Source organism: Streptococcus oralis subsp. dentisani, from assembly GCF_003944205.1.
Lineage (GTDB): Bacteria > Bacillota > Bacilli > Lactobacillales > Streptococcaceae > Streptococcus > Streptococcus oralis_BH.
In genome coordinates, this window is sequence record NZ_RJPH01000001.1 from 161236 (window position 1) to 177960 (window position 16725).

Here is a 16725-nt window from a genome sequence, read left to right on the forward strand (position 1 = left end):
TAAGTGGTTCGTCCCACGATGCTAGGCGAGTCTTCACAAAAATACGGGGAAACCCTAAAAATCATAGGAGGTGCATAATGAGCACATACGCAATTATCAAAACTGGCGGAAAACAAGTTAAAGTTGAAGTTGGTCAAGCAGTTTACGTTGAAAAATTGAACGTTGAAGCTGGTCAAGAAGTTACTTTTAACGAAGTTGTTCTTGTTGGTGGTGAAAACACTGTTGTCGGAACTCCACTTGTTGCTGGAGCTACTGTAGTTGGAACTGTTGAAAAACAAGGAAAACAAAAGAAAGTTGTTACTTACAAGTACAAACCTAAAAAAGGTAGCCACCGTAAACAAGGTCACCGTCAACCATATACAAAAGTTGTCATCAACGCGATCAACGCTTAATTTTAAGGAGAACACATGATACAAGCAGTCTTTGAGAGAGCCGAAGATGGCGAGCTGAGGAGTGCGGAAATTACTGGACACGCCGAAAGTGGCGAATACGGCTTAGATGTCGTGTGTGCATCGGTTTCTACGCTTGCCATTAACTTTGTCAATTCCATTGAGAAATTTGCAGGCTATGAACCAATCTTAGAATTAAACGAAGATGAAGGTGGCTATCTAAAGGTTGAAATACCAGCGGATCTTCCTTCGCACCAGAGAGAAATGACCCAGTTATTCTTCGAATCATTTTTCTTAGGTATGGCAAACTTATCGGAGAACTCTTCTGAGTTCGTCCAAACCAGAGTTATCACAGAAAACTAACACGGAGGAAAACATTATGTTAAAAATGACTCTTAACAACTTACAACTTTTCGCCCACAAAAAAGGTGGAGGTTCTACATCAAACGGACGCGATTCACAAGCGAAACGTCTTGGAGCTAAAGCAGCTGACGGACAAACTGTAACAGGTGGATCAATCCTTTACCGTCAACGTGGTACACACATCTACCCAGGTGTAAACGTTGGACGTGGTGGGGACGATACTTTGTTCGCTAAAGTTGAAGGCGTAGTACGCTTTGAACGTAAAGGTCGCGATAAAAAACAAGTTTCTGTTTACCCAATCGCAAAATAAAAAGGTCCAGTGAACCTTTTTATCCCGAGCCTTAAAATGAAAAGGCGAGGAAGCTAGAAGTAGCATAAAATCAGGCTTTCCGAGTCTTCGGAGAGCCTATTTTTTTGTTTTAATACCCATAATTCTTTGTTACTAGTGTAAATGAATTTCATGAGCGACATTATTTTTCCTAAGTGGAAAATTTCTGAAATATGGTATAATGAACAGATAGAGAAGTTGGGGGTAAAAGATGAACATTCAACAATTACGCTATGTTGTGGCTATTGCCAATAGTGGTACTTTCCGTGAAGCTGCTGAAAAGATGTATGTTAGTCAGCCGAGTCTGTCTATTTCTGTGCGCGATTTGGAAAAAGAGTTAGGCTTTAAAATTTTCCGTCGGACGAGTTCAGGAACGTTTTTGACACGTCGCGGTATGGAATTTTATGAGAAAGCGCAAGAATTGGTCAAAGGATTTGATGTTTTTCAAAATCAGTATGCTAATCCTGAGGAAGAAAAGGATGAATTTTCTATTGCCAGCCAGCACTATGACTTCTTGCCACCAACGATTACGGCCTTTTCGGAACGTTATCCTGACTATAAGAACTTTCGTATTTTTGAGTCTACTACAGTTCAAATATTAGACGAAGTGGCTCAAGGGCATAGTGAGATTGGAATTATCTACCTCAACAATCAAAATAAAAAGGGCATCATGCAACGGGTTGAAAAGCTTGGTTTAGAAGTTATTGAACTAATTCCTTTCCAGACTCACATTTATCTTCGTGAAGGACATCCTTTAGCACAGAAAGAGGAATTGGTCATGGAGGACTTAGCTGATTTACCAACAGTTCGTTTTACTCAGGAAAAGGACGAGTACCTATACTATTCAGAGAACTTTGTCGACACCAGTGCTAGCTCGCAGATGTTCAATGTGACGGACCGTGCTACTTTGAATGGTATTTTGGAGCGGACGGATGCTTATGCGACAGGTTCAGGATTTTTAGATAGTGACAGTGTCAATGGGATTACAGTCATTCGTCTCAAGGATAATCTAGATAACCGCATGGTCTATGTCAAACGGGAAGAAGTGGAGCTTAGTCAAGCTGGGACACTCTTCGTTGAGGTTATGCAAGAATATTTTGATCAGAAGAGGAAATCATGAAAAAAAGAGGAATAGTAGCAGTCATTGTACTGCTTTTGATTGGGCTGGATCAGTGGGTTAAAGCCTATGTTGTCCAGCAGATTCCACTGGGTGAAGTGCGTTCGTGGATACCCAATCTCGTTAGCTTGACCTATCTGCAAAATCGTGGGGCAGCCTTCTCCATGCTGCAAGATCAGCAGTGGTTATTTGCTGTCATTACACTGGTCGTCATGGTAGGTGCCATTTGGTATTTACATAAACACATGGAGGATTCTCTCTGGTTGGTTTTTGGACTGACTTTGATTATCGCGGGAGGTCTGGGCAACTTTATCGACAGAATGAGTCAAGGTTTTGTGGTGGATATGTTTCACCTAGACTTTATCAACTTTGCGATTTTCAATGTTGCTGACAGCTATTTGACAGTTGGGGTGATTGTTCTATTGATTGCAATGTTTAAAGAGGAAGTAAATGGAAATAAAAATTGAAACGGGTGGGGTGCGCTTGGATAAGGCTCTGTCAGATTTGACAGAATTGTCACGCAGTCTCGCTAATGAACAAATCAAGGCTGGACAAGTTTTGGTCAATGGCCAAGTCAAGAAAGCAAAATACACTGTCCAAGAGGGGGATATCGTCACCTACCATGTGCCAGAACCAGAGGTTTTAGAGTATGTGGCTGAGAATCTGCCGCTCGAGATCATCTACCAAGATGAGGATGTAGCCGTTGTTAACAAACCTCAAGGGATGGTGGTTCATCCCAGTGCCGGTCATACTAGCGGAACCTTGGTCAATGCTCTCATGTACCATATCAAGGACTTGTCAGGTATCAATGGGGTTCTCCGCCCAGGGATCGTTCACCGCATTGACAAGGATACGTCAGGTCTTCTCATGATTGCTAAGAATGATGAGGCCCACTTAGCACTTGCCCAAGAACTCAAGGATAAAAAGTCTCTCCGCAAATATTGGGCGATTGTTCATGGCAATCTTCCCAATGATCGTGGTGTGATTGAAGCACCGATTGGTCGGAGCGAAAAAGATCGTAAGAAACAGGCTGTGACTGCTAAAGGTAAGCCAGCTGTAACCCGTTTTCAGGTCTTGGAACGCTTTGGGGATTATAGTTTGCTAGAGTTGCAACTGGAAACAGGACGTACCCACCAAATCCGTGTCCATATGGCTTATATTGGCCATCCAGTCGCTGGTGATGAGGTCTATGGTCCACGCAAAACCTTGAAAGGACATGGACAATTCCTCCATGCTAAGACTCTAGGATTTACCCATCCGAGAACAGGTGAAACCTTGGAGTTCACAGCAGATATTCCAGAAATTTTTAAAGAAACGCTGGAAAGATTGCGTCAAACTGAAAATAGATAAAAGAGTTGAGATAGCTGTCTCAACCTTTTTCATTTCAAGTCTTTTCTATTTTAAAGCATTCATGTTATAATGGATAAATATGAAGAATCGGAGTGAGAATATGAACTACAAACGAATCGTCTTTAAGGTGGGGACTTCGTCCTTGACAAATGAAGACGGAAGTTTATCAAGAAGTAAAGTAAAGGTAATTACCCAACAATTAGCTATGTTGCATGAGGCCGGGCATGAGTTGATTTTGGTTTCATCTGGGGCAGTAGCGGCTGGCTTTGGAGCTTTGGGCTTTAAAAAACGTCCGACCAAGATTGCAGATAAACAAGCTTCGGCTGCAGTAGGTCAGGGACTTTTGTTGGAGGAATATACAACCAACCTCCTCATGCGCCAGATCGTTTCTGCACAAATCTTGCTGACACAGGATGATTTTGTAGATAAACGTCGCTATAAGAATGCTCACCAGGCCTTGTCTGTATTGCTTCATCGTGGTGCAATCCCCATCATCAACGAGAATGACAGTGTCGTCATTGATGAACTAAAGGTGGGTGATAATGACACTCTGAGTGCCCAGGTAGCGGCGATGGTTCAAGCAGACCTTTTAGTTCTCTTGACCGATGTGGACGGTCTCTATACTGGAAATCCCAACTCAGATCCAACAGCCAAACGTTTGGAGAAAATCGAGACTATCAATCGTGAGATTATTGATATGGCTGGTGGAGCAGGTTCGTCAAACGGTACTGGGGGTATGCTGACAAAAATAAAAGCTGCTACGATTGCGACGGAGTCGGGTGTGCCAGTCTATATCTGCTCCTCCTTGAAATCAGATGCACTGATTGAAGCCGCAGAGGAGACCAAGGATGGATCCTTCTTTGTTGCGCAAGAGAAGGGCCTTCGTACCCAGAAACAATGGCTGGCCTTCTATGCTCAAAGTCAGGGAACGATTTGGGTAGATGGTGGAGCTGCAGAGGCACTTTCAAAAAATGGGAAAAGTCTCCTTTTATCGGGTGTGGTAGAAGTGGAAGGAAACTTCTCTTACCACGATATTGTCACAGTAGCAGATAAAGAAACAGGTCAATCTCTTGGAAAGGGACGTGTCCAATTTGGCGTCTCAGCTCTAGAAGATATGCTCCGTTCTCAAAAAGCTAAGGGAGTCTTGATTCACCGTGATGACTGGATTTCCATCACTCCTGAAATCCAGCTGCTCTTTACAGAATTTTAGAGGTGAACTATGGTAAGTACACAAGAACAATTTGAACAGGTACAGGCTGTTAAGAAATCAATCAATACTGCCAGTGAAGCAGTGAAAAACCAAGCCCTGCTAGCCATGGCTGATCATTTATTGGCAGCTACTGAGGAGATTCTAGCGGCCAATGCCCTCGATATGGCAGCGGCCAAAGGTAAAATCTCAGATGTTATGCTAGACCGTCTTTATTTGGATGCAGGGCGAATCCAAGCGATGGCAAGAGGGGTTCGTGAAGTGGTTGCTTTACCAGATCCCATTGGTGAAGTCTTAGAGACAAGTCAGCTTGAAAATGGCTTGCTTATTACCAAGAAACGTGTGGCTATGGGTGTTATCGGTATTATCTATGAAAGCCGTCCAAATGTGACGTCGGATGCAGCTGCCTTGGCTCTCAAGAGTGGAAATGCAGTCGTTCTTCGTAGTGGCAAAGATGCCTATCAAACTGCCCATGCTATTGTCGCAGCCTTGAAGAAGGGCTTGGAGACGACTACTATTCATCCTGAAGTGATTCAACTAGTAGAAGATACCAGTCGTGAAAGTAGCTATGCCATGATGAAGGCCAAGGGTTATCTGGACCTTCTCATTCCTCGTGGAGGGGCTGGCTTGATCAATGCGGTGGTTGAAAATGCTATCGTACCTGTTATCGAGACAGGAACTGGAATTGTTCATGTCTATGTGGATAAGGATGCCGATGAAGACAAGGCTCTATCTATCATCAACAATGCTAAAACCAGTCGTCCTTCTGTCTGCAATGCTATGGAAGTTTTGCTGGTTCATGAAGACAAGGCAGCGGATTTCCTTCCTCGCTTGGAGAAAGTGCTGGTTGCAGATCGAAAAGAAGCTGGACTGGAACCAATTCAATTCCGTGTAGATAGCACAGCAAGTCAGTTTCTTTCAGGTCGAGCAGCTGAGGCCCAAGACTTTGACACTGAGTTTTTAGATTATATCCTTGCGGTTAAGGTCGTGAGTAGTTTAGAAGAAGCGGTTGCGCATATTGAAGCCCACAGTACCCATCATTCGGATGCCATTGTGACGGAAAATGCTGAAGCTGCAACTTACTTTACAGATCAAGTAGATTCAGCAGCGGTTTATGTCAATGCCTCAACGCGTTTCACTGATGGAGGCCAGTTTGGTCTTGGATGTGAGATGGGGATTTCTACTCAGAAACTGCATGCGCGTGGGCCTATGGGCTTGAAAGAGTTGACCAGCTACAAGTATGTGGTTACTGGTGACGGACAGATAAGGGAGTAAGAGATGAAGATTGGATTTATAGGTTTGGGGAATATGGGAGCTAGTTTGGCCAAGGCTGTCTTGCAGGCCAAGACGGGTGCTCAGATTCTCCTTGCCAATCGTAGTCAAGCAAAAGTAGATGCTTTCATCGCTGACTTCGGCGGTCAGACTTCCAGCAATGACGAAATCTTCGCAGAAGCAGATGTGATTTTTCTAGGAGTTAAGCCTGCTCAGTTCTCAGACTTGCTTTCTCAATATCAGACCATCCTTGAAAAGAGAGAAAGTTTTCTTTTGATTTCCATGGCAGCTGGATTGACTTTAGAAAAACTAGCGAGTCTTCTGCCAAGTCAACATCGTATCATTCGCATCATGCCCAATACTCCAGTGGCTATCGGTCAAGGGGTGATTAGTTATGCCATGTCAGCAAATTGTCGTGCTGAGGATAGGGAACTCTTTTGTCAGCTTTTAGCCAAGGCTGGCCTCTTGGTTGAACTTGGGGATGGCTTAATTGATGCTGCGACAGGTCTTGCAGGTTGTGGACCAGCCTTTGTCTACCTTTTTATTGAGGCTTTAGCAGATGCGGGTGTACAGACAGGATTGCCCCGAGAAATGGCTTTGAAAATGGCAGCCCAAACAGTAGTCGGCGCTGGACAAATGGTTCTCGAAAGCCAGCAACATCCTGGAGTTTTGAAAGACCAAGTTTGCAGCCCAGGAGGTTCGACTATCGCTGGTGTAGCAAGTCTGGAGGAACATGCCTTTAGAGGAACAGTGATGGACGCAGTTCATCAATCTTACAAACGAACACAAGAACTAGGTAAATAAGAGGTGGCTTTGTCTGCCTCTTTTGTGGTTGATTGAATGGAGAAGACACAAAAAGATTGTCACAAACCCCTATTTTTTTGATAGAATAGAAGTAGTAAAAAAGAAATGAGTTAGACATGTTAAAAGGATTTTTAGTCTCTCTTGAGGGACCAGAGGGAGCAGGAAAGACCAGTGTTTTAGAGGCTCTACTCCCAATTTTAGAGGAAAAAGGAGTGGAGGTGCTGACGACCCGTGAACCTGGCGGTGTCTTGATTGGAGAGAAGATTCGTCAAGTGATTTTGGACCCAAGTCATACTCAGATGGATCCTAAAACAGAACTCCTTCTCTATATTGCCAGTCGTAGACAGCACTTAGTGGAAAAAGTTCTCCCAGCACTTGAAGCTGGCAAGTTGGTCATTATGGACCGCTTCATTGATAGTTCCGTTGCTTATCAGGGATTTGGTCGTGGCTTGGATATTGATGCCATTAATTGGCTCAATCACTTTGTGACAGATGGCCTCAAACCCGATTTGACACTTTATTTTGACATTGAGGTGGAAGAAGGGCTGGCTCGCATTGCTTCTAATAGTGACCGCGAGGTCAATCGTTTGGACATGGAAGGTTTGGACTTGCACAAGAAAGTTCGTCAAGGTTACCTTTCTCTTCTGGACAAAGAAGGAAATCGCATGGTCAAGATTGATGCGAGTCTTCCTTTGGAGCAAGTTGTGGAAACAACCAAGGCTGTCTTGTTTGACAGAATGGGCTTGGCTAAATGAAACAAGATCAACTAAAGGCTTGGCAGCCAGACCAGTTTGACCGCTTTGTCCGTATCCTAGAACAAAACCAGCTCAATCACGCCTATCTCTTTTCAGGTTTCTTTGGAAGCTTGGAAATGGCGCAGTTTTTGGCTAAGAGTCTCTTTTGTACGGATAAAGTAGGCGTTTTGCCGTGTGAGAAATGCCGAAACTGCAAGCTGATTGAACAGGAAGAATTTTCCGATGTTACCTTGATTAAGCCGGTCAATCAGGTCATCAAGACAGAACGCATTCGGGAATTGGTGGGCCAGTTTTCTCAAGCAGGAATTGAAAGTCAGCAACAGGTTTTTATTATCGAGCAGGCGGAGAAAATGCATCCTAATGCAGCCAACTCTCTGCTCAAGGTCATCGAAGAACCCCAGAGTGATGTTTACATTTTCTTCTTAACTAGCGATGAGGAAAAGATTTTACCGACCATTCGTAGTCGGACCCAGATTTTCCACTTTAAAAAGCAAGAAGAAAAGCTCATTCATCAATTAGAGCAAGCAGGTCTGGTTAAGAAAAAAGCGACTCTTTTAGCCCAGTTTTGTCAATCAAGAGCTGAAGCTGAAAAATTGGCAAATCAGGCAAGTTTTTGGACCTTGGTGGATGAAAGCGAACGCTTGCTAACTTGGTTATTAACCAAGAAAAAAGAAAGTTATCTCCAAGTAGCTAAATTAGCTAGCTTGGCAGATGACAAGGAAAAACAGGATCAGGTTTTGCGAATTCTCGAAGTCCTCTGTGGGCAGGATCTCTTGCAAGCAAGGATTCGACAGATCCTACAAGATTTGCTAGAAACCAGAAAAATGTGGCAAGCCAATGTTAGCTTTCAAAATGCCATGGAATATCTGGTCTTGAAAGAAATATAAACTCAATGAAGGATAAAGAAAGGAAAGGGCTGGTTTATGGACAAAAAAGAATTATTTGATGCACTAGACGATTTTTCCCAACAGCTACTAGTGACCTTGGCCGATGTAGAAGCCATCAAGAAAAATCTCAAGAGCCTGGTAGAGGAAAATACAGCTCTTCGCTTGGAAAATAGTAAGTTGCGCGAACGCTTAGGCGAGGTGGAAGCAGATACGCCCGTTAAGGCCAAGCATGTTCGTGAAAGCGTCCGTCGAATCTATAAAGACGGGTTTCACGTATGTAATGATTTTTATGGACAACGCCGAGAGCAGGACGAGGAATGTATGTTCTGTGACGAGTTGTTATACAGGGAGTAAGCATGCAGATTCAAAAAAGTTTTAAGGGGAAGTCTCCCTATGGCAAGCTTTACCTAGTAGCAACGCCGATTGGTAATCTAGAAGATATGACCTTTCGTGCCATTCAGACCTTGAAAGAAGTGGACTGGATTGCGGCTGAGGACACGCGCAATACCGGTCTTTTGCTCAAGCATTTTGACATTCAGACCAAACAGATTAGTTTTCACGAGCACAATGCCAAGGAAAAGATTCCTGACTTGATTAGTTTTCTGAAAGCAGGACAAAGTATTGCTCAGGTTTCTGACGCGGGTCTGCCTAGTATCTCAGACCCTGGGCATGATTTGGTCAAGGCAGCTATTGAGGAAGAAATCGCAGTTGTTACCGTTCCAGGTGCCTCTGCAGGAATTTCTGCCTTGATTGCCAGTGGCCTAGCGCCACAGCCACATATCTTTTACGGTTTCTTACCGAGAAAATCAGGCCAGCAAAAGCAATTTTTCGACTTAAAAAAAGATTACCCAGAAACTCAGATTTTCTATGAATCACCCCACCGTGTAGCGGATACGTTAGAAAATATGCTAGAAGTCTACGGTGACCGCTCGGTGGTCTTGGTCAGGGAATTGACTAAAATCTATGAAGAATACCAACGAGGAAAGATTTCAGAGCTACTAGAAAGCATCGCTGAAACGCCACTCAAGGGGGAATGCCTTCTCATCGTTGAAGGTGCCAGTCAGGATGTGGAGGAAAAGAACGAGGAGGACTTGTTTTCAGAAATCCAATCTCGTATCCAGCAAGGTATGAAGAAAAATCAAGCCATAAAGGAAGTTGCGAAACTCTACCAGTGGAATAAAAGTCAACTCTATGCTGCCTACCACGATTGGGAAGAAAATCAATAAAATGACTAAACAGGGAAGTTTGCCTTCTTCCCTTTTTTTGTTATACTAGTAAAAGAAAAATTAGAAAGATTTGTGGGTGTCAACCAATCCAGTGGCTTGTTTGAATATGGACCTAGGTTCCACCCAAAGAGGTATTAGTGCCGTGTCTCAATCTCATATCAATGTTATCGGAGCAGGTTTAGCAGGTTCTGAAGCTGCTTACCAAATCGCAGAACGTGGTATTCCAGTTAAACTTTATGAAATGCGCGGTGTTAAGTCAACACCCCAGCACAAAACAGACAATTTTGCAGAGTTAGTTTGTTCCAATTCCCTACGTGGGGATGCTTTGACAAATGCCGTTGGACTCCTCAAGGAAGAAATGCGCCGCTTGGGTTCTGTCATCTTGGAATCTGCTGAAGCTACCCGTGTTCCTGCGGGTGGGGCGCTTGCGGTGGACCGCGATGGTTTCTCCCAGATGGTGACTGAGAAAGTTGCCAACCACCCCTTAATCGAAGTAGTGCGTGATGAAATTACAGAATTGCCAACAGACGTCATTACAGTTGTCGCTACTGGCCCTTTGACCAGTGATGCCCTGGCTGAAAAGATTCATGCCCTTAATGACGGCGATGGCTTCTATTTCTACGATGCGGCAGCACCTATAATTGATGTCAACACCATTGATATGAACAAGGTCTACCTCAAATCACGTTATGATAAGGGCGAAGCGGCCTACCTCAATGCTCCCATGACCAAACAAGAGTTTATGGATTTTCATGAAGCTTTGGTCCATGCGGAAGAAGCACCGCTTAATTCTTTTGAAAAAGAAAAGTACTTTGAAGGCTGTATGCCTATCGAAGTCATGGCCAAGCGTGGCATTAAAACCATGCTCTACGGTCCTATGAAGCCAGTTGGTCTGGAGTACCCAGACGACTACACAGGTCCGCGTGATGGGGAGTTTAAGACTCCTTATGCAGTTGTCCAACTTCGTCAGGACAATGCGGCTGGTAGCCTCTACAATATCGTCGGTTTCCAAACCCACCTCAAATGGGGAGAACAAAAGCGTGTCTTCCAAATGATTCCGGGTCTTGAAAATGCTGAGTTTGTCCGTTATGGGGTCATGCACCGCAATTCTTACATGGATTCACCAAATCTTCTCGAACAGACTTACCGTTCTAAGAAACAACCCAACCTCTTCTTTGCTGGTCAGATGACGGGTGTAGAAGGCTATGTTGAGTCAGCAGCTTCAGGCTTAGTTGCGGGTATTAACGCGGCTCGACTTTTCAAGGGAGAAAGCGAGGCTATTTTCCCAGAGACAACAGCGATTGGAAGTCTGGCTCATTACATCACCCATGCAGATAGCAAACATTTCCAACCAATGAACGTCAATTTCGGGATTATCAAGGAGTTGGAAGGCGAGCGTATCCGTGATAAGAAGGCTCGTTATGAAAAAATTGCAGAGCGTGCCCTTACCGACTTAGAGGAATTTTTAACGGTCTAATTTTTTTGAAAGAATTGCTCATGATACTATAAAAATCTTAGAAATTGTGATAAAATAGGTAGGATAAAAAAAGGAGAGTAAAAATGGCTAACCCCAAGTATAAACGTATTTTAATCAAGTTATCAGGTGAAGCCCTTGCCGGTGAACGTGGCGTAGGGATTGATATCCAAACAGTTCAGAAAATGGCAAAAGAGATTCAAGAAGTTCATAGTTTAGGTATCGAGATTGCCCTTGTTATTGGTGGAGGAAATCTCTGGCGTGGAGAACCTGCTGCAGAAGCAGGAATGGACCGTGTTCAGGCAGATTACACTGGAATGCTTGGGACCGTGATGAATGCTCTTGTGATGGCAGATTCATTGCAACAAGTTGGTGTCGATACGCGTGTTCAAACAGCTATTTCTATGCAACAAGTTGCTGAACCTTACGTACGTGGACGTGCCCTTCGTCATCTAGAAAAAGGCCGTATCGTTATCTTTGGTGCTGGAATTGGTTCACCTTACTTCTCAACAGATACAACAGCAGCTCTTCGTGCGGCTGAAATCGAAGCGGATGCCATTCTTATGGCTAAAAATGGTGTCGATGGTGTTTATAATGCCGATCCTAAGAAAGACAAAACTGCCGTTAAGTTTGAAGAATTGACCCACCGTGACGTTATTAACAAAGGTCTTCGTATCATGGACTCAACAGCTTCAACCCTCTCTATGGACAACGACATTGACTTGGTTGTCTTTAACATGAACCAACCAGGCAACATCAAACGTGTCGTATTTGGTGAAAATATTGGAACAACAGTTTCAAACAATATCGAAGAAAAGGAATAAGAAAATTATGGCTAACGCAATTGTAGAAAAAGCTAAAGAGAGAATGGCCCAGTCTCACCAATCACTTGCTCGTGAATTTGGTGGTATCCGTGCCGGTCGTGCCAACGCAAGCTTGCTAGACCGTATCCACGTAGAATACTATGGAGTCGAAACTCCTCTTAACCAAATCGCTTCAATTACTATTCCAGAAGCGCGTGTCTTGTTGGTAACACCATTTGACAAGTCTTCGTTGAAAGACATCGAGCGTGCCTTGAACGCTTCTGATCTTGGTATCACACCAGCTAATGACGGCTCTGTGATCCGCTTGGTTATCCCAGCTCTTACAGAAGAGACTCGTCGTGACCTTGCCAAAGAAGTGAAGAAGGTCGGTGAAAATGCCAAAGTGGCTATCCGCAATATCCGTCGTGATGCTATGGATGAAGCTAAGAAACAAGAAAAAGCAAAAGAAATCACTGAAGACGAATTGAAGACTCTTGAAAAAGATATTCAAAAAGTAACAGACGATGCTGTGAAACACATCGACGACATGACTGCCAATAAAGAAAAAGAAATTTTGGAAGTCTAAAAATAGACAGAAAAACTCAGTTGGCATTGCTGGCTGAGTTTTATTCGAAAGAAGGAAATATGAATACAAATCTTGCAAGTTTTATCGTTGGACTCATCATCGATGAAAATGACCGTTTTTACTTTGTGCAAAAGGATGGTCAGACCTATGCTCTTGCTAAGGAAGAAGGTCAACATACAGTAGGGGATACGGTCAAAGGTTTTGCCTACACGGATATGAAGCAAAAACTCCGCTTGACCACTCTAGAAGTGACTGCCACTCAGGACCAATTTGGCTGGGGAACTGTAACGGAAGTTCGTAAGGACTTGGGTGTCTTTGTCGATACTGGTCTACCTGATAAGGAAATCGTTGTGTCACTCGATATCCTTCCTGAGCTCAAGGAACTCTGGCCTAAGAAAGGTGATAAACTTTACATCCGTCTTGAAGTGGACAAGAAAGATCGCATCTGGGGACTCTTGGCTTATCAGGAAGATTTCCAACGCCTGGCTCGTCCTGCTTACAACAACATGCAGAACCAAAACTGGCCAGCCATTGTTTACCGCCTCAAGCTGTCAGGGACCTTTGTCTATCTGCCAGAGAATAACATGCTTGGTTTTATCCATCCTAGCGAGCGCTACGCAGAGCCACGACTGGGTCAAGTTTTAGATGCGCGGGTCATTGGTTTCCGTGAAGTGGATCGTACTCTTAACCTCTCGCTCAAACCACGTTCTTTTGAAATGTTGGAAAATGATGCTCAGATGATTTTGACATACTTGGAAAGCAATGGCGGTTTCATGACCTTGAATGATAAGTCGTCTCCTGAGGACATCAAGGCAACCTTTGGTATCTCTAAAGGTCAGTTCAAGAAAGCACTCGGTGGCTTGATGAAGGCTGGCAAAATCAAGCAAGACCAGTTTGGTACAGAGTTGATTTAAGCCTTATAGACATGATAAAGAAACTTGAAGAAATGAGTTTAGAGGAACTCTGGCAACTTTTTCCTATTTTTCTAGTAGAGCACAAATCAGAGTGGAAAGACTGGTATGAATCGGAAAAAGCAAATCTGAAAAAAATATTGGATGCAAATGTTATTCAAAGAATAGAACATATCGGTAGCACTGCTATCCCTAATATTTGGGCCAAAAATATCGTTGATATTCTGTTAGAAGTAGGTAGAATAGAGGATCTAGCAAGAGTTAGGGATTTATTGGTGAAGAATGGTTGGCTAGTGATGTCGGAAAGTCCTAACAGGATTTCGCTAAATAAAGGCTATACAGAGCAGGGATTTGCTGAGAAAGTTTTTCATTTACATTTGCGAATGACGGGAGATCATGACGAGATTTATTTTAGAGATTATCTCTGCCAGCATCCAGATATTGCCCAAGCGTATCAGGAATTAAAACTAAGTTTGTGGAAAAAATTTGAACACAATCGAGACGGCTATACAGATGCGAAAACAGATTTTATAAACCACTACGTTTCAGAGGCCAAGTCCAGTAATTTTCAAGAATCAGAAAAGTGTCATCAAAAAACTCTTGATAGGAGAAAGAATTGAGAAAATCATTTTACACTTGGCTCATGACCGAGCGCAATCCTAAAAGTAATAGCCCAAAAGCCATCTTGGCAGACCTCGCTTTTGAGGAGTCAGCTTTTCCAAAACACACGGATGATTTTGATGAGGTGAGTCGCTTTTTGGAGGAGCATGCCAGTTTCTCTTTTAACCTAGGAGACTTTGACGCCATCTGGCAAGAATACTTAGAACACTAGAGACAATGAGATGAGGCTAGTATTTTATTGTTCTCTTTGCTATAATATAAAGAAATAAACGGATTAGAGAGGTTCTTTATTTGAAGGAACATTCAATAGACATTCAACTGAGTCATCCAGATGACTTGTTTCATCTTTTTGGATCCAACGAGCGCCATCTTCGTTTGATGGAAGAAGAGCTCGATGTGGTGATTCATGCCCGTACGGAGATTGTCCAGGTTTTGGGCGAAGAGACTGCCTGTGAGGAAGCACGTCAGGTTATTCAGGCTTTGATGGTCTTGGTGAATCGGGGGATGACCGTTGGCACGCCAGATGTGGTGACTGCGATTAGCATGGTCAAAAACGATGAAATCGACAAGTTTGTCGCCCTTTACGAAGAAGAAATTATCAAAGACAATACTGGGAAACCGATCCGTGTCAAAACCTTGGGTCAAAAGCTTTATGTGGACAGTGTCAAACAGCATGATGTGACCTTTGGAATCGGACCTGCAGGGACAGGGAAGACCTTTCTTGCAGTGACCTTGGCAGTGACAGCTCTTAAACGTGGGCAAGTCAAGCGGATTATCCTGACTCGTCCAGCAGTGGAAGCAGGTGAGAGTCTAGGATTTCTTCCGGGCGATCTTAAAGAGAAGGTGGATCCTTACCTTCGACCTGTTTATGATGCTTTGTATCAGATTCTCGGCAAAGATCAAACGACCCGTCTCATGGAGCGTGAAATTATCGAAATCGCGCCCCTTGCCTACATGCGTGGACGGACCTTGGACGATGCCTTTGTCATTCTCGATGAGGCACAAAATACGACCATCATGCAGATGAAGATGTTCTTGACTCGTTTAGGTTTTAATTCTAAGATGATTGTCAATGGAGATATCAGTCAGATTGACCTGCCGCGAAATGTCAAGTCAGGTTTGATTGATGCTCAAGAAAAGCTCAAGAACATTCACCAGATCGACTTTGTTCATTTTTCAGCCAAGGATGTGGTTCGCCATCCAGTTGTCGCTCAGATTATCCGAGCTTATGAAGCAGCTCCAGTTAAGAATGAAGAGAAGAACGAAGAAACAGAATAGCAAAAAAAGAGCAGTTCAATTTGAACTGCTCTTTATCGTATCTGTGTTAATTAGTTAATGTTTTTAGACAAGTTCATCAATCAAAGTGTGATCCTTATCTAGCCCTTGGGCAACTGGTAGGCTAGTTAAGTAACCTTGATAAGTGGTCACACCTTGACGTAAGCCTTCATCTTCAGAGATTGCCTTCTTAAAACCTTTTCCTGCTAAGGCTTCGATGTAAGGAAGAGTGACGTTGGTTAGGGCAATGGTCGAAGTACGGGCAACCGCACCAGGGATATTGGCAACGGCATAGTGGAGAACACCGTGCTTTTCATAGACAGGTTCATCGTGTGTTGTCACACGGTCAGCTGTCTCGATAACACCACCTTGGTCAACAGCAACGTCAACGATGACAGATCCTGGACGCATTTGTTTGACCATCTCATCTGTCACCAATTTCGGTGCTTTGGCACCAGGAATGAGAACTGCACCAATCACCACATCAGCATCTCTCACACTTGCTTCAATATTGAAAGAATTAGACATAAGAGTTTGAATTTGATTTCCAAAGACTTCTTCTAGAACTGAGAGACGCTTAGCACTGATATCTAAAATAGTCACTTGAGCACCAAGACCAAGGGCGATGCGGGCAGCATGTGTACCGACGACACCACCACCGATGATGGTTACTTTTCCTTTTGGAACGCCTGGTACACCACCTAGTAGGACACCAGAACCACCAGCTTGCTTAGTAAGGAAGTGGGCTCCGATTTGAACAGCCATACGACCTGCAACCTCACTCATAGGAACGAGGAGCGGTAGTTGTCCTTGATTGTCACGAACAGTTTCATAGGCAATTCCTGTTGTTTTGGCTGCTAACATAGCATCTGCTAATTCTGGCGCAGCGGCCATGTGCAAGTAGGTGAAGAGGAGAAGGTCGTCGCACAAATAACCGTATTCAGAAGCTAGTGGTTCTTTTACTTTCACGACTAATTCGACAGCCCAGGCTTCAGCAGCAGTAGCGACAATCTCAGCTCCTTGCTTTTGATAGTCTGCATCAGTAAATCCTGAACCGAGACCAGCATTTGTTTCGATGAGAACACGATGTCCACGGCTGACTAAACTATGGACGCCAGCAGGAGTGAGGGCAACACGGTTTTCATTGTTCTTAATTTCTTTTGGGATTCCGATTAACATATAGGTTTACTCCATTTTCTAAATTCGGGTCTTTAAAATCAAACATCACAGAGAAACCCGATTATCGTGATGTTTTTATTTTATATAAAACTGTTTCGAAAATCAAGAAAAACTTTTGCTTTGATGAGCTTTTTTTGCTAAGCTAGTAGGAAAATACATAAGTTAGGATAGGAGAAAG

At 43.6% G+C, this 16725-nt stretch carries 21 protein-coding genes, 1 pseudogene and 1 other annotated feature (1 of these 23 only partly in view); of the genes and pseudogenes, 20 read left to right on the plus strand and 2 right to left on the minus strand.

Features of this window, described 5'->3' with window-relative positions:
• Positions 1-43, plus strand: a sequence feature (ribosomal protein L21 leader region) (it extends 77 nt beyond the left edge of the window).
• A 34-nt stretch (positions 44-77) separates the two neighbouring features.
• Genes rplU through rpmA form a run of 3 tightly spaced genes read left to right on the plus strand, consistent with a single transcriptional unit; the run spans position 78 to position 1062 of the window.
• Positions 78-392: a 50S ribosomal protein L21 gene (rplU, locus tag D8805_RS00750; RefSeq protein ID WP_000109141.1), complete on the plus strand. Its 315-nt coding sequence runs from the start codon at positions 78-80 to the stop codon at positions 390-392.
• 15 nt (positions 393-407) lie between these two features.
• Entirely contained in the window at positions 408-752 is a 345-nt protein-coding gene (locus D8805_RS00755; RefSeq protein ID WP_000613705.1) for a ribosomal-processing cysteine protease Prp, read from the plus strand.
• Positions 753-768: 16 nt separating this feature from the next.
• Positions 769-1062, plus strand: coding sequence for a 50S ribosomal protein L27 (rpmA, locus tag D8805_RS00760; RefSeq protein ID WP_000916509.1), 294 nt, complete (start codon positions 769-771; stop codon positions 1060-1062).
• A 165-nt stretch (positions 1063-1227) separates the two neighbouring features.
• On the opposite strand, the pseudogene D8805_RS10205 reads toward rpmA, so the two are convergent.
• Positions 1228-1299: pseudogene (locus D8805_RS10205) on the minus strand (AraC family transcriptional regulator); the annotation flags it as partial.
• On the opposite strand from D8805_RS10205, the gene D8805_RS00765 reads away from it, so the two are divergent.
• The 17 genes from D8805_RS00765 (at position 1292) to D8805_RS00845 (ending at position 15371) form a co-directional block, all read left to right on the plus strand.
• A complete protein-coding gene (locus D8805_RS00765) occupies positions 1292-2200 on the plus strand; it encodes a LysR family transcriptional regulator (protein ID WP_001025717.1) in 909 nt (302 codons plus the stop codon). The pseudogene D8805_RS10205 and the gene D8805_RS00765 sit on opposite strands and share 8 nt — an antisense overlap.
• Positions 2197-2664, plus strand: coding sequence for a signal peptidase II (gene lspA / locus D8805_RS00770; protein WP_125415101.1), 468 nt, complete (start codon positions 2197-2199; stop codon positions 2662-2664). The genes D8805_RS00765 and lspA overlap by 4 nt, the downstream gene beginning before the upstream one ends.
• Positions 2648-3547, plus strand: a complete 900-nt coding sequence (locus tag D8805_RS00775; protein WP_125415102.1) for an RluA family pseudouridine synthase — start codon at positions 2648-2650, stop codon at positions 3545-3547. Before lspA ends, D8805_RS00775 begins: the two co-directional genes overlap by 17 nt.
• A 100-nt stretch (positions 3548-3647) precedes the next feature.
• Positions 3648-4757: a glutamate 5-kinase gene (proB, locus tag D8805_RS00780; RefSeq protein ID WP_221762864.1), complete on the plus strand. Its 1110-nt coding sequence runs from the start codon at positions 3648-3650 to the stop codon at positions 4755-4757.
• Between the two features lie 9 nt (positions 4758-4766).
• The gene (locus tag D8805_RS00785) at positions 4767-6029 is read left to right on the plus strand and encodes a glutamate-5-semialdehyde dehydrogenase (protein WP_125415104.1); all 1263 of its coding nucleotides are present in this window, start codon (positions 4767-4769) and stop codon (positions 6027-6029) included.
• Between the two features lie 3 nt (positions 6030-6032).
• Entirely contained in the window at positions 6033-6830 is a 798-nt protein-coding gene (proC, locus tag D8805_RS00790) for a pyrroline-5-carboxylate reductase (RefSeq protein WP_084947715.1), read from the plus strand.
• A gap of 116 nt (positions 6831-6946) precedes the next feature.
• Positions 6947-7585 (plus strand): dTMP kinase, encoded by a 639-nt coding sequence (gene tmk, locus D8805_RS00795; protein WP_084947718.1) that lies wholly within the window; start codon positions 6947-6949, stop codon positions 7583-7585.
• Positions 7582-8472, plus strand: coding sequence for a DNA polymerase III subunit delta' (locus D8805_RS00800; RefSeq protein WP_084947720.1), 891 nt, complete (start codon positions 7582-7584; stop codon positions 8470-8472). The genes tmk and D8805_RS00800 overlap by 4 nt, the downstream gene beginning before the upstream one ends.
• A gap of 36 nt (positions 8473-8508) precedes the next feature.
• On the plus strand, positions 8509-8826 hold the full coding sequence (gene yabA, locus D8805_RS00805) for a DNA replication initiation control protein YabA (RefSeq protein ID WP_000358229.1): 318 nt from the start codon (positions 8509-8511) through the stop codon (positions 8824-8826).
• Positions 8827-8828: 2 nt separating this feature from the next.
• Positions 8829-9698, plus strand: a complete 870-nt coding sequence (gene rsmI, locus D8805_RS00810) for a 16S rRNA (cytidine(1402)-2'-O)-methyltransferase (protein ID WP_125415105.1) — start codon at positions 8829-8831, stop codon at positions 9696-9698.
• A gap of 142 nt (positions 9699-9840) precedes the next feature.
• Complete coding sequence (gene trmFO, locus D8805_RS00815) at positions 9841-11175, plus strand: methylenetetrahydrofolate--tRNA-(uracil(54)-C(5))-methyltransferase (FADH(2)-oxidizing) TrmFO (protein ID WP_185774551.1); 1335 nt, start codon at positions 9841-9843, stop codon at positions 11173-11175.
• A gap of 83 nt (positions 11176-11258) precedes the next feature.
• On the plus strand, positions 11259-11996 hold the full coding sequence (gene pyrH, locus D8805_RS00820) for a UMP kinase (RefSeq protein ID WP_000002992.1): 738 nt from the start codon (positions 11259-11261) through the stop codon (positions 11994-11996).
• A gap of 7 nt (positions 11997-12003) precedes the next feature.
• A complete protein-coding gene (frr, locus tag D8805_RS00825; RefSeq protein WP_125415106.1) occupies positions 12004-12561 on the plus strand; it encodes a ribosome recycling factor in 558 nt (185 codons plus the stop codon).
• Positions 12562-12620: 59 nt separating this feature from the next.
• Complete coding sequence (cvfB, locus tag D8805_RS00830; protein ID WP_001095457.1) at positions 12621-13475, plus strand: RNA-binding virulence regulatory protein CvfB; 855 nt, start codon at positions 12621-12623, stop codon at positions 13473-13475.
• A gap of 11 nt (positions 13476-13486) precedes the next feature.
• A complete protein-coding gene (locus tag D8805_RS00835) occupies positions 13487-14092 on the plus strand; it encodes a GrpB family protein (protein WP_125415107.1) in 606 nt (201 codons plus the stop codon).
• Entirely contained in the window at positions 14089-14304 is a 216-nt protein-coding gene (locus D8805_RS00840; RefSeq protein ID WP_001232084.1) for a YozE family protein, read from the plus strand. The genes D8805_RS00835 and D8805_RS00840 overlap by 4 nt, the downstream gene beginning before the upstream one ends.
• An 80-nt stretch (positions 14305-14384) precedes the next feature.
• Positions 14385-15371: a PhoH family protein gene (locus tag D8805_RS00845; RefSeq protein ID WP_125415108.1), complete on the plus strand. Its 987-nt coding sequence runs from the start codon at positions 14385-14387 to the stop codon at positions 15369-15371.
• A 63-nt stretch (positions 15372-15434) separates the two neighbouring features.
• Here D8805_RS00845 and ald read toward each other — a convergent pair whose 3' ends face one another.
• A complete protein-coding gene (ald, locus tag D8805_RS00850; protein ID WP_125415109.1) occupies positions 15435-16547 on the minus strand; it encodes an alanine dehydrogenase in 1113 nt (370 codons plus the stop codon).
• Positions 16548-16725 lie beyond the last annotated feature (178 nt).

Coding starts and splice junctions, on each gene's coding strand:
- rplU (WP_000109141.1), top strand. CDS start 78: ATGAGCACATACGCAATTATCAAAACTGGCGGAAAACAAGTTAAAGTT.
- D8805_RS00755 (WP_000613705.1), top strand. CDS start 408: ATGATACAAGCAGTCTTTGAGAGAGCCGAAGATGGCGAGCTGAGGAGT.
- rpmA (WP_000916509.1), top strand. CDS start 769: ATGTTAAAAATGACTCTTAACAACTTACAACTTTTCGCCCACAAAAAA.
- D8805_RS00765 (WP_001025717.1), top strand. CDS start 1,292: ATGAACATTCAACAATTACGCTATGTTGTGGCTATTGCCAATAGTGGT.
- lspA (WP_125415101.1), top strand. CDS start 2,197: ATGAAAAAAAGAGGAATAGTAGCAGTCATTGTACTGCTTTTGATTGGG.
- D8805_RS00775 (WP_125415102.1), top strand. CDS start 2,648: ATGGAAATAAAAATTGAAACGGGTGGGGTGCGCTTGGATAAGGCTCTG.
- proB (WP_221762864.1), top strand. CDS start 3,648: ATGAACTACAAACGAATCGTCTTTAAGGTGGGGACTTCGTCCTTGACA.
- D8805_RS00785 (WP_125415104.1), top strand. CDS start 4,767: ATGGTAAGTACACAAGAACAATTTGAACAGGTACAGGCTGTTAAGAAA.
- proC (WP_084947715.1), top strand. CDS start 6,033: ATGAAGATTGGATTTATAGGTTTGGGGAATATGGGAGCTAGTTTGGCC.
- tmk (WP_084947718.1), top strand. CDS start 6,947: ATGTTAAAAGGATTTTTAGTCTCTCTTGAGGGACCAGAGGGAGCAGGA.
- D8805_RS00800 (WP_084947720.1), top strand. CDS start 7,582: ATGAAACAAGATCAACTAAAGGCTTGGCAGCCAGACCAGTTTGACCGC.
- yabA (WP_000358229.1), top strand. CDS start 8,509: ATGGACAAAAAAGAATTATTTGATGCACTAGACGATTTTTCCCAACAG.
- rsmI (WP_125415105.1), top strand. CDS start 8,829: ATGCAGATTCAAAAAAGTTTTAAGGGGAAGTCTCCCTATGGCAAGCTT.
- pyrH (WP_000002992.1), top strand. CDS start 11,259: ATGGCTAACCCCAAGTATAAACGTATTTTAATCAAGTTATCAGGTGAA.
- frr (WP_125415106.1), top strand. CDS start 12,004: ATGGCTAACGCAATTGTAGAAAAAGCTAAAGAGAGAATGGCCCAGTCT.
- cvfB (WP_001095457.1), top strand. CDS start 12,621: ATGAATACAAATCTTGCAAGTTTTATCGTTGGACTCATCATCGATGAA.
- D8805_RS00835 (WP_125415107.1), top strand. CDS start 13,487: ATGATAAAGAAACTTGAAGAAATGAGTTTAGAGGAACTCTGGCAACTT.
- ald (WP_125415109.1), bottom strand. CDS start 16,547: ATGTTAATCGGAATCCCAAAAGAAATTAAGAACAATGAAAACCGTGTT.